Below are 12,765 nucleotides of genomic sequence, written 5' to 3'. Positions count from 1 at the left end.
ACGGAACACAGGAGGGGCCGGGCAGCCGAAAGGCGGCCCGGCCCCTCCCGCGTTTCCGTCACCAGGCGGGGCGCAGCGGCGGGAGGGGGCCGTCCCCGTTCAGGGTGCGGACCAGGCGGCCCAGTTCGGTGCGCAGGGCGCCGAGGTCGACGCTGTCGCGGCCGAGTTCGGCCTCCAGCTCGTGCAGGACCCGGCCGGCGGCCCCCAGGTGGGCGGTGGCGGCCTCCGTCAGGACGACGAGCTTCTTCCGGCCGCCCTCGGGGTGCGGGGTGCGGCGCAGGTAGCCGCGCTTCTCCAGGTCGTCGACGAGCTGCCCGGCGGCCTGCTTGGTCACCCCGAGCCGTTCGGCGAGCTCGGTCGCGGTGGCGCCGGAGGGCCCCAGGGCCTGGAAGGCCATGCCGTGCAGGGGGCGCAGGCCGTCGGCGTACCCGGCCTCGTCGAGGCGGCGGGTGAACTCGCCGAGGAGGAGCTGGAAGCCGAGGCCGAGGAGGAAGGCCAGCTCGATGCCGGGTTCGGCGTCCGGCTCGGCGTCCGGCTCGGCGTTCTCTTGGGTGGTCACGGAAACATGGTGACACAGGTGAGTCAAGCTGCTTTACTCGTGTGAGTAAAGCAGCTTGACTCACCCTGCCGGAGAAAGCGAAGGACCCGCCGTGCGCGTCATCACCCCGTCCCCCGACCAGGTCGTCACCACCCCGAACGCGACCATGACCGGCTACGCCTCCCCCAGCCGGGGAAGCGCCGAGCTGAGCACCTGGCACGCCGCCATCCCCGCCGGGATCACCGGCCCCGAACACTCCGTCAGCCGCGAGCAGGTCTGGACGGTCACCGCCGGAGCTCTGGACGTCACCTGCGGCGGCCGGACCGAGAAGGTCGCCGCGGGCGAGGCCGTGGTGCTACCCCCGGACGTCCTGCGCCACGTCCACGCCCTGGCGGACACCGAGGTGTACGTCGCCATGCGCGCCGACGGCCTCGTCTCCGTCCCCGGCACCGAGGGCGCCCGGCCCCTGCCCTGGGCGGTGTGAGCCCCGCCGGAGCCCCGGCAGGCTGACGGCCGCGGCCACCAGGACGGCCGCGAATGGGACGAGCAGCGCCGCCCGGTACCCCGCCAGGGGGTCGGCGGCGCCGGCCGCCACCCCCGTCACCCCGGCCAGCCCGAGCGCCGCGCCGAACTGGAACGCCGTGTAGAGGAGGCCGCCCGCCAGGCCCTGCTCCTCCTCCGCGACCCCCTCGGTGGCGACGATGGTCAGCGGCCCGTAGACCAGGGCGAAGGCGAGCCCGAGCAGGATCAGGCTCGGCAGCATCACCAGGTAGGACCAGTCGGCGCCGAGCGGCAGGAACAGGCCGTAGGCCAGGGCCGCCAGCAGCAGGCCGCCGAAGATCAGCCGGCCGTTCCCGTACCGCGCCACCAGCTTCGGCACCACGGTCGGGGACAGGACCGCGTCGATCCCGATCACCAGCATGGCCAGGCTGGTCTGGAGCGTCGACCAGCCGCGCACCTCCTGGAGGTAGAGCACCACGAGGAACTGGAATCCGAAGAACGCGGCCGAGAACAGCAGCGCCGCCGCGTTGGCCCGCAGCAGCCCGGGCGAGCGCAGGATCCCGAGCCGGACCAGCGGCTCGGCCGTGCGCCGCTCGACGAGGACGAACGCCCCGAGCAGCGCGATCCCGGCGAGCACGGCCGGTACCGAGATCTCCTCGACGCCGAGGACGAGCAGGACCACGCCCGCGGTCACCAGCACCCCGCCCCACACGTCGATCCGGCCCCGCTCCCGGCGCGCGGCCGACGCGGCCTTCGGCTCCTTCGGTACGAAGGCCAGTGCGCCCGCCAGGATCAGCGCGGCCAGCGCCACGGGAGCGAAGAACACCCAGCGCCAGCCCACCGAGGCCAGCAGCCCGCCCGCGACCAGCCCGACGGAGAACCCGGCGGCAGCCGTGCCCGAGTAGACGAGCAGCGCCTTCTCCCGCTGGGGCCCCTCGTCGAAGCCGGTGGTGATGACGGAGAGGCCCGCCGGGGTCATGAAGGCGGCGGCGACCCCGGTCACGAAGCGGGCGGCGATCAGCTGCCAGCCCTCGGTGGCGAGCCCGCCGAGCCCGGAGAAGAGCAGGAACACCGTCAGCCAGCCGATGAACATCCGGCGGCGCCCGAAGAGGTCGGCCGCGCGGCCGCCGAGCAGCATGAAGCCGCCGTAGCCGAGCACGTAGGCGCTCATCACCCACTGGAGCGTGCCGGTTTCGAGGCCGAGGTCGGCGCGGATGGACGGGAGGGCCACGTTCAGCATCGCGACGTCGATGCCTTCGAGGAAGATGGCGCCGCACAGGACGAGCAGGACGCCGAGCCGGCGCCCGCGGATGGAATCGCTGGAGTGCCTGGAGTACACGGAGAGACCTCGCAGGGTCGAGGGTGGGAAGAGCGGAAAGTTGCCGGCTCAACCACCCTCGCCCGCCGCCCCTAAGGGAACAACGGCGAAGATCTCAACGCTCGTTCAGTCATGCTTACCGATCGCGACGAGCTCGACTGCTTCCTGATCCTGGCCGAGGAGCTGCACTTCGGCCGCACCGCCGAGCGCATGCTGCTCTCCAGGGCCCGCGTCAGCCAGCTCGTGCAGCGCCTCGAACGGCGCGTCGGCGCCCGGCTGTTCCTGCGCACCAGCCGCAGCGTCGCCCTCACCGCGCTCGGAGCCCAGCTCCGCGCCGACCTGGAACCCCACCACCGCGGCATCGCCGCCGCCCTGGACCGGGCCGCGGCGACGGCCCGCGCCGCGGACGGGGTGCTGCACGTCGGCTTCACCACCCCGCCCGCGGGCGAACTCGTCCTGCGGGCCGCGCAGGACCTGCGCACCAGTCACCCCGGACTGGTCGTCGAGGTGTGCGAGGTGCCGCTCTCCGACCCGTACGGGCAACTGCGCGGCGGGGACTTCGACGTGGCCTTCGCGGAGTTCCCGGTGCGCGAGCCCGACCTGGGGGAGGGGCCGACGCTGCTGAGCGAGGCCCGGGCGCTGGCCGTGGCCGCCGGGCACCCGCTGGCCGCGCGGACATCGGTGACGCTGGAGGAGCTGGCGGAGGTCGCGCTGCTGTCGATCGCCGGGGACCTGCCCGCGTACCTGCGCGAGCACCAGGCCCCGGCGCGCACCCCGGCCGGGCGGCCGATCCGGCGCGGCCCGGAGGTGACGAACCTCCAGGAGGCCCTGATGCTGGTCGCCGCAGGCCAGGGCGCCCTGCTGACCTCGGCCCACGCCGCGGCCTACCACGCCCGGCCGGGCGTCACCCACGTGCCCGTGGCCGACGCCGACCCGGTCGGGTACGGGCTGGTCTGGCGCGCGGGCGAGGACACCGGGGCCGTACGGGCCTTCGCGCAGGCGGCGCAGCGCGCGGCGGCGCGGGCGGGCGACGCAGCCCCGTAGGGCGGGGCAAGGCCCTTCCGGGCCGCCCTACTCCTTGTCCTTGTCCTTCTCCTTGCCCTTCTCCTTCTCGTCCCGCTCGTCGCGCAGGGACTTCAGGAACTCCGGGTTGTCGTCGGGGGCCACCCACGTGCGGCGGCCCGGGCGCGGCCGGCCGCCGGCGCCGCCGGGCACCCGCTTCTTGCCCGCGAACAGCCACACCGCCGGACCGACGATCGAGAAGAGCAGGATGATCAGGACCCAGACGACCTTCGGAAGGTGCTTGACCTCTTCTTCCGGCGTGTTCAGGCAGTCGATGAAGGTGTAGATGGTCAGCGCGATGATCAGCAGGAACGGCAGATAGCGCAGCACGGTGTGGGACCGACCCCCAGAAGAACGGTGCGGACCGGACAGGTCCGCCGTGGACTCTTCCAGGGTAGAGGGCCCGCCGCGGTTCGGGCTCTGAGCCGGGATGCCACAATTGCGGGCATGGCTTACGACGATCTCCGCTCGCTGCTCCGGGCCCTCGAGCGGGAGGGCGACCTCAAGCGCATCAAGGCCGAAGTGGACCCGTACCTAGAGGTCGGGGAGATCGTCGACAGAGTGAACAAGGCGGGCGGACCCGCGCTGCTCTTCGAGAACGTCAAGGGCTCGGCGATGCCGCTGGCCATGAACGTCTTCGGGACCGACCGGCGACTGCTGAAGGCCCTCGGGCTGAAGTCGTACGCCGAGATCAGCGAGAAGATCGGCGGCCTGCTCAAGCCGGAGCTGCCGCAGGGCTTCATGGGCGTCCGCGAGGCCTTCGGCAAGCTCGGCTCGATGGTGCACGTGCCGCCGAAGAAGGTGAAGGGCGAGTCCGCGCCCGTCCAGGAGGTCGTCCTCACCGGCGACGACGTGGACCTGGACCAGCTGCCGGCGCTCTTCACCTGGCCCAAGGACGGCGGGTCCTTCTTCAACCTCGGGCTGACGCACACCAAGCACCCGGAGACGGGCGTGCGCAACCTCGGCCTGTACCGCCTCCAGCGCCACGACAAGCGCACCATCGGCATGCACTGGCAGATCCACAAGGACAGCCGCAACCACTACGCGGTGGCCGCGGCGCGAGGTGAGCGGCTGCCGGTCGCGATCGCCTTCGGCTGCCCGCCGGCCGTGACGTACGCGTCGACCGCGCCGCTGCCGGGTGACATCGACGAGTACCTGTTCGCCGGGTTCGTGGCGGGCAAGCGGATCGAGATGGTGGACTGCAAGACGGTCCCGCTCCAGGTCCCGGCCCACGCCGAGGTGGTCATCGAGGGCTGGCTGGAGCCCGGGGAGACGCTCCCCGAGGGCCCCTTCGGCGACCACACCGGCTTCTACACCCCGCAGGAGCCGTTCCCGGCGCTGAAGATCGACTGCGTGACGATGCGGAAGCGTCCGCTGATCCAGTCGATCGTCGTCGGCCGGCCGCCGACGGAGGACGGCCCGCTGGGCCGCGCGACGGAACGCTTCTTCCTCCCCCTGCTCAAGATCATCGTCCCGGACATCGTGGACTACCACCTCCCCGAGTCGGGCGGCTTCCACAACTGCGCGATCGTCTCGATCGACAAGAAGTACCCGAAGCACGCGCAGAAGGTCATGCACGCCATCTGGGGCGCGCACATGATGTCGCTGACCAAGCTGATCATCGTGGTGGACAAGGACTGCGACGTCCACGACCTCCACGAGGTCTCCTGGCGGGCGCTCGGCAACACGGACTACTCCCGCGACCTCACCGTCGTCGAGGGCCCGGTGGACCACCTGGACCACGCCTCCTACCAGCAGTTCTGGGGAGGCAAGGCGGGCATCGACGCCACGAAGAAGCTGCCGACCGAGGGCTACACCCGGGACGGCGGCTGGCCTGACATGGTCGAGTCCGACCCCGCGACCGCGGCCCTGGTGGACAGCCGCTGGAAGGAGTACGGACTGTGAGCCCTGTCGACGGGGGCCCGGCCCTCTTCATCGGCACCGACACCGTGTACGTGGCCCTGGTGCGCCCGAGCCTCGACCCGGCCGACCCGGGCGTCCGCGAGGCCGCCGCGGAGGCGGGCGTCTCGCCCGAGGAGTTCGCGGGCCCCGGCAACGTCTGGGCGCTGATGCTCGACGAGGACGGCGAGGGCGACGGCTTCGAGCTGCCCGGCGCGCGGGACATCGAGGCGGACGACTTCGCGGAGCAGCTCCAGCGCGCCCTGGTCGCGGGCGAGCCGTTCACGGCGGAGGCGGGTAACTTCCTGCGCCTGGAGGCGCGCCCGACCCCCACGACCTGGCAGCTGACCGCCCACGTCACCCCGCCCGAGGGCCACGACGCGGGCCCGTGGACCCTGGAACTCGGCACGCTCCCCACGGCCGACCTGCTGGCCGACCTCGAAGACTTCCGCCGGAGCCTGGCGTGACCCCGAGACTCCGGATCGGCAGTGACGAGGTCTGGGTCGCTCTGACCGCCCCCGAGCGGGCGGCCGACGGCTGGCGCGTCACCGCCGACTGGGGCGGCGAGTTCACCGCCGACTTCGAGGCGCACGTGGAGGCCGAGGAGGTCGCCGCCTTCGCGGACCGACTGCTGGCCCGCACCGGCGCCGCCGAACCCGAGGCCTTCTGGGCCGAGGTCAGCGAGAGCCGCGCGAACCCGCTGCGGTTGGCCGCGATACCCGCGGGCGCAGGCGACATTGCGTTCGTGGCCCGGCTCACCCCGGTCGGGCACGACACGACCAACCACCTCGACATGGAGATAGGGCCGGTCCCGCTCGACGGGCTGCGGGCCGATCTCGAAGAGTTCCGGAGGGACCTCGTATGACATCCGCCGCTGAGGGCGTCCTCGGCTCAGGTCCCGCGCCGCAGGCGAGCGGCAAGGTCAAGGCGTTCCTGCGGCTCGTGATGATCGAGCACTCGGTCTTCGCGCTGCCCTTCGCCTACATCGCCGCGCTCACCGCCATGTACACGCTCGACGAGCGGATGCACTGGGGCAAGCTGCTGCTCGTCACCGTCTGCATGGTGGGGCTGCGGACCTTCGCGATGGCGGCCAACCGGATCATCGACCGGGAGATCGACGCGCGGAACCCGCGGACCGCCGGGCGCGAGCTGGTGACGGGCGCCGTCTCGGTCCGCTCCGCCTGGACCGGGGCCGGGATCGCCCTCGTCGTGTTCCTCGGCGCGGCGGCGCTGCTGAACCCGCTCTGCCTGATGCTGGCGCCGATCGCCGTCGTGCCGATGGTGGTGTACCCGTACGGGAAGCGGTTCACGAACTTCCCGCACGCCATCCTCGGCATCGCCCAGGCGATGGGCCCGGTCGGGGCCTGGATCGCGATCACCGGCGAGTGGTCCTGGGACGCGGTGATCCTCGGCCTCGCGGTGGGCGTGTGGATCGGCGGCTTCGACCTGATCTTCGCCTGCCAGGACGTGGCCGCGGACCGCGCGGAGGGCGTCAAGTCCGTCCCGGCCCGCTTCGGCATCCCGGCCGCCCTGTGGGGCGCGCGCGGCGCGCACGTCGTCACCACGGGCCTGCTGGCCTGGTACGCGGTGGCGACGGACGCGGGCTGGCCGTTCTGGCTCGGCCTGCTGATCGTGGTCGGCGCCTTCCTCTACGAGCACACCATCGTCACCCCGCACGACCTGTCCCGCCTGAACCGCGCCTTCTTCACGGTCAACGGCTTCATCGGCATGGCCCTGTTCGTGTGCGCCCTGGCGGACCTGGTGGCGCGGGGGCTGTCGCTGTAGCCGGATGCGGCCCTACCCGGCGCCGCAGGCTAGAGCGCTGCCACCTCCGGGCGGGGGCGGGCGATCAGGGCGACCGCCGCGCCGGCCAGGAGGCCGAAGAGGTGGGCCTGCCAGCTGACCACCGAGTCCGTCGGGAGGGCTCCGGCCAGGAAGGTCGTGCCCCAGACGGCGGCGATGACCACGGCGACCGCGATGCCCAGCGGGCTGCGCTCCACGAAGCCGCGGACCAGCAGGTAGCCGAAGAGGCCGAAGACCAGGCCCGAGGCTCCCGCCGTGATGCTGTGGGGCGGGGAGATCAGCCAGACGGCGAACCCGTCGGCCAGGATGATGGCCGCGCAGACGGCCAGGAAGCGGCCGATGCCGCTCAGTGCGGTGACGAAGCCGAGGACCAGCAGCGGGACGCTGTTGGAGGCCACGTGGTCGAAGCCGAAGTGCAGGAAGGGCGCCAGGGGTATCCCGCTCAGGCCGTCGGCCTCCCGCGCGGTGATGCCGTAGGCGTCGAGCGCGTGGCCCGTGGCGTAGTCGGCGGCCTCGATCAGCCACAGCAGTGCCACCCAGCCCAGCATCAGCTTCGCCGCCGCCCCGACCCGGCCGCTGCGGCTCCACTGGCCCGCCCGCGTACCGGCCGGACGCATCCCGCGCTCGCTCATGACGTCACCGTCCCTGCTCTGCCGTGTCCACCCCTTGAACGTGCGGACACCTTAGCCAGTGCCCGTCGGCGGTGGCCGGATAGTCTCGGAGGTATGACTGAGCGCAAGCGCACCCCGTGGGTGGTCGGGGTTTCCGGGGCGTCCGGGACGCCGTACGCGGCGGCGGTGATCCGCGGACTGCTGGCGGCGGGCGAGAGCGTGGACCTGGTGGTGAGCCGGGCTTCGCGCCTGACGCTGCTGGACGAGACGGGGATCGCCTTCCGCGACGCGCACTGGCGGGACGACCTGGGGGAGTGGCTGGAACGGGGGGCCGACGGCAAGCCCGCGACCTTCGCGCGCCCGGACCTGGACGGCGTACGTCACTGGGCGGCCGGGGATCTGGCGGCCGGACCGAGCAGCGGCTCGTACCCCGTGAAGGGGATGCTGATCGTGCCCGCGTCCACGGCCTGCGTGGCCGGGGTGGCGCTCGGGCTGTCGAAGGACCTGCTCCAGCGGGTCGCGAGCGTGACGCTCAAGGAGCGGCGCCGACTGGTGGTGACGGTACGGGAGACCCCGCTGAGCGGGCAGACGCTGAAGCATCTGGTGAGCCTGGACGAGGCGGGCGCAGTGGTGCTGCCCGCCTCTCCGGCGTTCTACGCGGGTGCGACGCACATCCAGGATCTGGTGGACTTCGTCGCGGGGCGGGTGCTCGACGCGGCAGGAGTGCCGCACGGGCTGTACCGCCGGTGGGAAGGGGAGCTCGGAGGCTCCCGGCCTCCCGTCGCGGGGAGGGCCCGGGAGGCGAGCGGTGGCGCCTAGCGCTTCTTGGCGCGCCCCGGCTTGCGCATCTTGTCGACGCGGTGCGCGGCGACGGGCTGGTCGGTGCGGGATCGGTTGGCCAGCTCCTGGAGCTGTCGCATGTGCGCGTAGGCCATCTCGATCGTGTACACGGTGAACCACTCCTGAAAATTGTCAGATCGTCGTTGATCTGTTGAAAGATTCACAGGGTGTCGACCCTGTGCACCTTAGATTCTATACGTAAACTTGAGGGATTGCCGAATAATGGAAGGCTCCAGGTATATGGACGCGGTGGACAAGCAGCTCATCCAGGCACTTCGTGAGAACGGACGCGCCTCGTACGCCGAGCTGGGCCGGCTCGTGGGCCTCTCCGGCCCCAGCGTCACCGACCGGATCAACCGGCTGGAGACGGCCGGAGTCATCACCGGCTACCGCGCGACCGTGGACGCGGCCTCGCTCGGCCTCGGCGTCACGGCACTGATCGGGATCTCGCTCTCCGACGCCGCGGACCACGAGGACGTGGCCCGCCGGCTGCGCGACCTCTCGGAGATCGAGGACTGCTGGTTCATCGCCGGCGACGACTCGTACATGCTCAAGGTCCGGGCCGGCGACGTGGACGGGCTGGAGCGGATCATCCGCAAGCTCTCCAGCACCAAGGGCGTCTCGCGCACGCGCACGACGATCGTGCTCTCCACCAAGTGGGAGAACCGGGTCGGGGGCCTGCCGGAGGAAGCCTGAGGGCGCTGAGAGTACGGTTGGGGCGCGGTTGTGGGGCACACGTACCGCATGGATTTGAGGACAGAGGAGAGGACCGGCATGGACGCTGGGTTCAAGCGTGAGCTGGAGGACAAGGTTCGCTCCGGCGAGCGGCTGACCCGTGAGGACGGCATCGCCCTCTACGAGTCGGACGACCTGGCCTGGCTCGGCGGCCTCGCCCACGAGGTGCGCACGCGCAAGAACGGCGACGTCGTCCACTTCAACGTCAACCGTCACCTCAACATGACGAACGTGTGCACGGCCTCGTGCGCGTACTGCTCGTTCCAGCGCAAGCCGGGCGAGAAGGACGCGTACACGATGCGCATCGAGGAAGCCGTCCGCCTGGCGAAGACCATGGAAGGCGAGAACCTCACCGAGCTGCACATCGTCAACGGCCTGCACCCCAGCCTGCCGTGGCGGTACTACCCGCGCTCGCTCTCCGCGCTGAAGGAGGCGCTGCCGAACGTCTCGCTGAAGGCGTTCACGGCGACCGAGATCCACCACTTCGAAACGATCTCCGGCATGTCGGCCTCCGACATCCTGGACGAGCTGATCGAGGCGGGCCTGGAATCGCTCACCGGCGGCGGCGCCGAGATCTTCGACTGGGAAGTCCGCCAGCACATCGTCGACCACAACACCCATTGGGAAGACTGGTCGCGCATCCACCGCCTCGCGCACTCCAAGGGCCTCAAGACCCCGGCGACGATGCTCTACGGGCACATCGAGGAGCCGCGCCACCGCGTGGACCACGTGCTCCGGCTGCGCGAACTGCAGGACGAGACCGGCGGTTTCCAGGTCTTCATCCCGCTGCGCTACCAGCACGACTTCGTGGACATGAAGGACGGCAAGGTACGCAACAAGCTCCAGGCGCGCACGACGATGGCGACGGGCGCCGAGGCGCTGAAGACCTTCGCGGTCTCCCGCCTGCTCTTCGACAACGTCCCGCACGTGAAGGTCTTCTGGGTGATGCACGGCGTGCAGACGGCGCAGCTCGCCCTCCAGCACGGTGCGGACGACATGGACGGCTCGGTCGTCGAGTACAAGATCACGCACGACGCGGACAACTACGGCACCCCGAACAAGCTGGGCCGCGACGACCTGCTGGAACTGATCCGCGAGGCGGGCTTCCGCCCGGTCGAGCGCAACACGCGCTACGAGATCATCCGCGAGTACCCCGGCCCGGACGCGGAGCTCCGCGAGACCCCGCAGGCGATGCGGCTCTGACGCCCGACCCGCTTCTTCGACGCTCCGGGCCCCGGTCCCCCGCCGTGGGGGGCCGGGGCCCTTTGCGCGCGAGGTGGGGTAATAGTTAAACTAGCTCTATGACCCTTACTTTCACCTTCGACCCGGTCGTCGACCCCGCCCTCGACCCCGCCCTGGCCGAAGAGTTCGCCGCGCTCTGGACCGACGTGACCAACGCCGGCGGCGCGGTGGGTTTCGTGGCGCCCGTCGTCATCGAGGACATCCGCCCCGAGGTCGACAAGCACCTCGCCGCGGTCGCCGAGGGCCGCAGCCGCCTGCTCGTCGGGCGCGACGCCGCCGGCCGGGTGCGCGCCACCGCCGTCCTCGCCCCCAACCAGCACCGGCTGCAGCGGCACTGGATCTGGGTCTACACCGTCATGGTCGACACCGCCCTCCAGGGCAGCGGCGCCGGCCGCGCGCTGATGGAGGCCGTCGCCGACGCCGCCCGCACGATGGAGGGCATCGAGGCGGTCCGCCTCGGCTGCCGGGGCGGCCTGGGCCTGGAGCACTTCTACGCCGCCTGCGGCTACAAGGAGGTCGGCCGCGTCCCCGACGCGATCCGGGTGGCCCCGGGGGACGACCGCGACGACATCACGATGCTTTTGCCGCTGCGCTGACGGTACGGTCACCCTCACGGTGACGGGGGGCTGGCGCGTGGGAGCTTCGGGAACAGTCGGACACTGGGATCAGCGGGCGGTGGGCCGAGTCGAACTGGGGGGTGGACAGGCCGACTTCGAGCTGTTCGAAGCCGAGCTTCAGAGGTGTGACTGGAAGGTGCTGGAGCGGTCTCCCGCGCCGGTGCCGGGCGGCCGGTGCGCCTACGTCGTCGAGCTCAGGTTCCCGGGCGCGCGGTACCGGGCCCCCGATGCCGCGAGGGAACACCTGGAGGCCCTCGCGGACCGGCTCCTGCTGGACCTGACCGTCGTCGCCGTGCAGGTTCTGGCGCGCCCCCGTCAAGTGGCCTCTCTGGCACGTCTACCGGGAGCTGCCGCCGGTGCCTCCCGAGGTTGCGGCGAGGTGGTGGGGCCGGACGCGGGAGCGGCTGCGCGCGTGGGCGGCCATCTCGCTGGGCACCAGGGACACCGGCGGACAGGTGCAGGCGCGGGACGCGGACACGGCACTGGCCGTGGCGACCGCGGCGATGCCCGGGGCCCCGCCGCCGACCGGTGTCGCGGTGCGCTCCGCCTCGTACAAGCGGCCGGCGCCGGACCCCGACGGCCGGCCCGGGCGGCAAGGCCCCACACGACGCTTGCTCCCGCTGCGCTACCCGCTGCTCGCCGCGCTCGCTTGCGGGGTTGCGGCTGCCCGGAGCCCGGGCCACTGGCACTGGCTGCCCACCGGGCTGTTCCTCCTGGCGGTGATCGCGGCCACCGCGCGGCACGCCCCGTTGGAGGGCCGTCCCGGGCGCTGGGTGGGCTTCGGGTCCGGCGGTCTGCTGAGCACGGCGGTGGCCTTCGGCCTGGCCGCCATCGTGGCAGCGCCCAGGGGTGGCGGCGGCCCCGGCGAGGTGGTCGCCATCCTGGGCATCTGTTACTTCACTGCCCGGGGGTTGTGGCTGCTGGCGCGGCAGTCGACCTGGGGCCGGCTGGTCCCGTGGCTGGTACCCGCACTGCTCACTCTGGCGCCCGTGCTGCTGGCAGGGCTCGGGGTCTCCCTCCAGGCGCTCTACCTCTACCCCTTCGGCCTGGACGCGGAGGACGTGGACGTACCGGCAGTGATGCGGGTCCTCGCGACGGGCCGGGTGCTGGCCGCCTCGCTGCTCTGGCTCATCGCACCGGCCGTGCTGGGCTACCTGCGACACCTGCACATCATGATCGCCTTGCGGTGGCTGGGCTACGCGACCTTCGTGTACGCGAGCGTCATCACCCTGTCCGTCGGGGTCGTGTTCCTCGCGGGGTTCCCCGCTCTGTCCGCCGGGTTCGAGGCGCGCGCGGCGGCCGCCGAGGGGCGCACCCCCGGCCCCTACTTCGGGATCAAGCCGGAGTGGGTCTGCGCCCTGCCCACGAAGCCCCTGGCGCAGGTGCCGTCGGACGGGGGCCTGCTGGACCCCAAGCACCCCTACTTCTCCCTCGGGGATGCGGGCGGCACGGCCGCCCTGTGGGACGTGAAGGAGAAGCAGGCGATCAAGGTTCCGCTGTCCGCGCTGCGGCTCGTGCCCGTCGAAGCCCCCCGGCGCCCATGTCCGTAGCCCCGGCGTGCTTCACTGGACGGGCACGAAACCGACCTGGACGACACAG

Annotated in this window: 15 protein-coding genes and 1 pseudogene; 11 read left to right on the top strand and 5 right to left on the bottom strand. The window is 71.9% G+C overall.

The genetic code is table 11. From position 1 onward, the window contains the following. Positions 1-58: 58 nt before the first annotated feature. The gene (locus OG898_RS09225; RefSeq protein ID WP_250740995.1) at positions 59-559 is read right to left on the bottom strand and encodes a MarR family winged helix-turn-helix transcriptional regulator; all 501 of its coding nucleotides are present in this window, start codon (positions 557-559) and stop codon (positions 59-61) included. Positions 560-704: 145 nt separating this feature from the next. Between OG898_RS09225 and OG898_RS09220 the strand changes: the two are divergent. After that, positions 705-884 (top strand): annotated as a pseudogene (locus OG898_RS09220) (cupin); the annotation flags it as partial. A 9-nt stretch (positions 885-893) separates the two neighbouring features. Here the strand turns inward: OG898_RS09220 and OG898_RS09215 are convergent. After that, complete coding sequence (locus OG898_RS09215) at positions 894-2,351, bottom strand: MFS transporter (protein ID WP_266960143.1); 1,458 nt, start codon at positions 2,349-2,351, stop codon at positions 894-896. A gap of 138 nt (positions 2,352-2,489) precedes the next feature. On the opposite strand from OG898_RS09215, the gene OG898_RS09210 reads away from it, so the two are divergent. After that, positions 2,490-3,401 carry a LysR family transcriptional regulator gene (locus OG898_RS09210; protein WP_266956094.1) on the top strand — a complete coding sequence of 304 codons (912 nt, stop codon included), beginning with the start codon at positions 2,490-2,492 and terminating at the stop codon, positions 3,399-3,401. Between the two features lie 27 nt (positions 3,402-3,428). Here OG898_RS09210 and OG898_RS09205 read toward each other — a convergent pair whose 3' ends face one another. Next, positions 3,429-3,749, bottom strand: coding sequence for a PLD nuclease N-terminal domain-containing protein (locus OG898_RS09205; protein ID WP_266956092.1), 321 nt, complete (start codon positions 3,747-3,749; stop codon positions 3,429-3,431). Between the two features lie 117 nt (positions 3,750-3,866). Here OG898_RS09205 and OG898_RS09200 point away from each other — a divergent pair, with 117 nt between their 5' ends. Genes OG898_RS09200 through mqnP form a run of 4 tightly spaced genes read left to right on the top strand, consistent with a single transcriptional unit; the run spans position 3,867 to position 7,103 of the window. After that, positions 3,867-5,324: a menaquinone biosynthesis decarboxylase gene (locus OG898_RS09200; protein WP_250740992.1), complete on the top strand. Its 1,458-nt coding sequence runs from the start codon at positions 3,867-3,869 to the stop codon at positions 5,322-5,324. Next, positions 5,321-5,785 (top strand): hypothetical protein, encoded by a 465-nt coding sequence (locus OG898_RS09195; protein ID WP_266956090.1) that lies wholly within the window; start codon positions 5,321-5,323, stop codon positions 5,783-5,785. The genes OG898_RS09200 and OG898_RS09195 overlap by 4 nt, the downstream gene beginning before the upstream one ends. After that, on the top strand, positions 5,782-6,183 hold the full coding sequence (locus tag OG898_RS09190; RefSeq protein ID WP_266956088.1) for a hypothetical protein: 402 nt from the start codon (positions 5,782-5,784) through the stop codon (positions 6,181-6,183). Before OG898_RS09195 ends, OG898_RS09190 begins: the two co-directional genes overlap by 4 nt. Then, positions 6,180-7,103, top strand: a complete 924-nt coding sequence (gene mqnP / locus OG898_RS09185; protein WP_266956086.1) for a menaquinone biosynthesis prenyltransferase MqnP — start codon at positions 6,180-6,182, stop codon at positions 7,101-7,103. The genes OG898_RS09190 and mqnP overlap by 4 nt, the downstream gene beginning before the upstream one ends. Positions 7,104-7,132: 29 nt before the next feature. On the opposite strand, the gene OG898_RS09180 is transcribed toward mqnP, so the two are convergent. Then, a complete protein-coding gene (locus tag OG898_RS09180; protein WP_250740989.1) occupies positions 7,133-7,753 on the bottom strand; it encodes a rhomboid family intramembrane serine protease in 621 nt (206 codons plus the stop codon). A 93-nt stretch (positions 7,754-7,846) separates the two neighbouring features. Here OG898_RS09180 and OG898_RS09175 point away from each other — a divergent pair, with 93 nt between their 5' ends. Then, the gene (locus tag OG898_RS09175; protein WP_250740988.1) at positions 7,847-8,551 is read left to right on the top strand and encodes a UbiX family flavin prenyltransferase; all 705 of its coding nucleotides are present in this window, start codon (positions 7,847-7,849) and stop codon (positions 8,549-8,551) included. On the opposite strand, the gene OG898_RS09170 is transcribed toward OG898_RS09175, so the two are convergent. Beyond that, on the bottom strand, positions 8,548-8,682 hold the full coding sequence (locus tag OG898_RS09170; protein ID WP_266905748.1) for a hypothetical protein: 135 nt from the start codon (positions 8,680-8,682) through the stop codon (positions 8,548-8,550). The two genes, OG898_RS09175 and OG898_RS09170, sit on opposite strands and share 4 nt — an antisense overlap. 130 nt (positions 8,683-8,812) lie before the next feature. On the opposite strand from OG898_RS09170, the gene OG898_RS09165 reads away from it, so the two are divergent. The 4 genes from OG898_RS09165 (at position 8,813) to OG898_RS09150 (ending at position 12,716) form a co-directional block, all read left to right on the top strand. Next, positions 8,813-9,268, top strand: a complete 456-nt coding sequence (locus OG898_RS09165) for an Lrp/AsnC family transcriptional regulator (RefSeq protein ID WP_243340137.1) — start codon at positions 8,813-8,815, stop codon at positions 9,266-9,268. Between the two features lie 78 nt (positions 9,269-9,346). Beyond that, entirely contained in the window at positions 9,347-10,510 is a 1,164-nt protein-coding gene (gene mqnE, locus OG898_RS09160) for an aminofutalosine synthase MqnE (protein WP_250740987.1), read from the top strand. Between the two features lie 98 nt (positions 10,511-10,608). Then, complete coding sequence (locus OG898_RS09155; RefSeq protein WP_266956083.1) at positions 10,609-11,145, top strand: GNAT family N-acetyltransferase; 537 nt, start codon at positions 10,609-10,611, stop codon at positions 11,143-11,145. Between the two features lie 377 nt (positions 11,146-11,522). Continuing rightward, entirely contained in the window at positions 11,523-12,716 is a 1,194-nt protein-coding gene (locus OG898_RS09150; protein WP_266956081.1) for a hypothetical protein, read from the top strand. Positions 12,717-12,765: the final 49 nt, after the last annotated feature.

The sequence above is a fragment of the Streptomyces sp. NBC_00193 genome (assembly GCF_026342735.1).
Lineage (GTDB): Bacteria > Actinomycetota > Actinomycetes > Streptomycetales > Streptomycetaceae > Streptomyces > Streptomyces stoeckheimensis.
The sequence above is the reverse complement of the archived record's forward strand: the minus strand, read 5'-3'. Positions and strand labels throughout refer to the sequence as shown.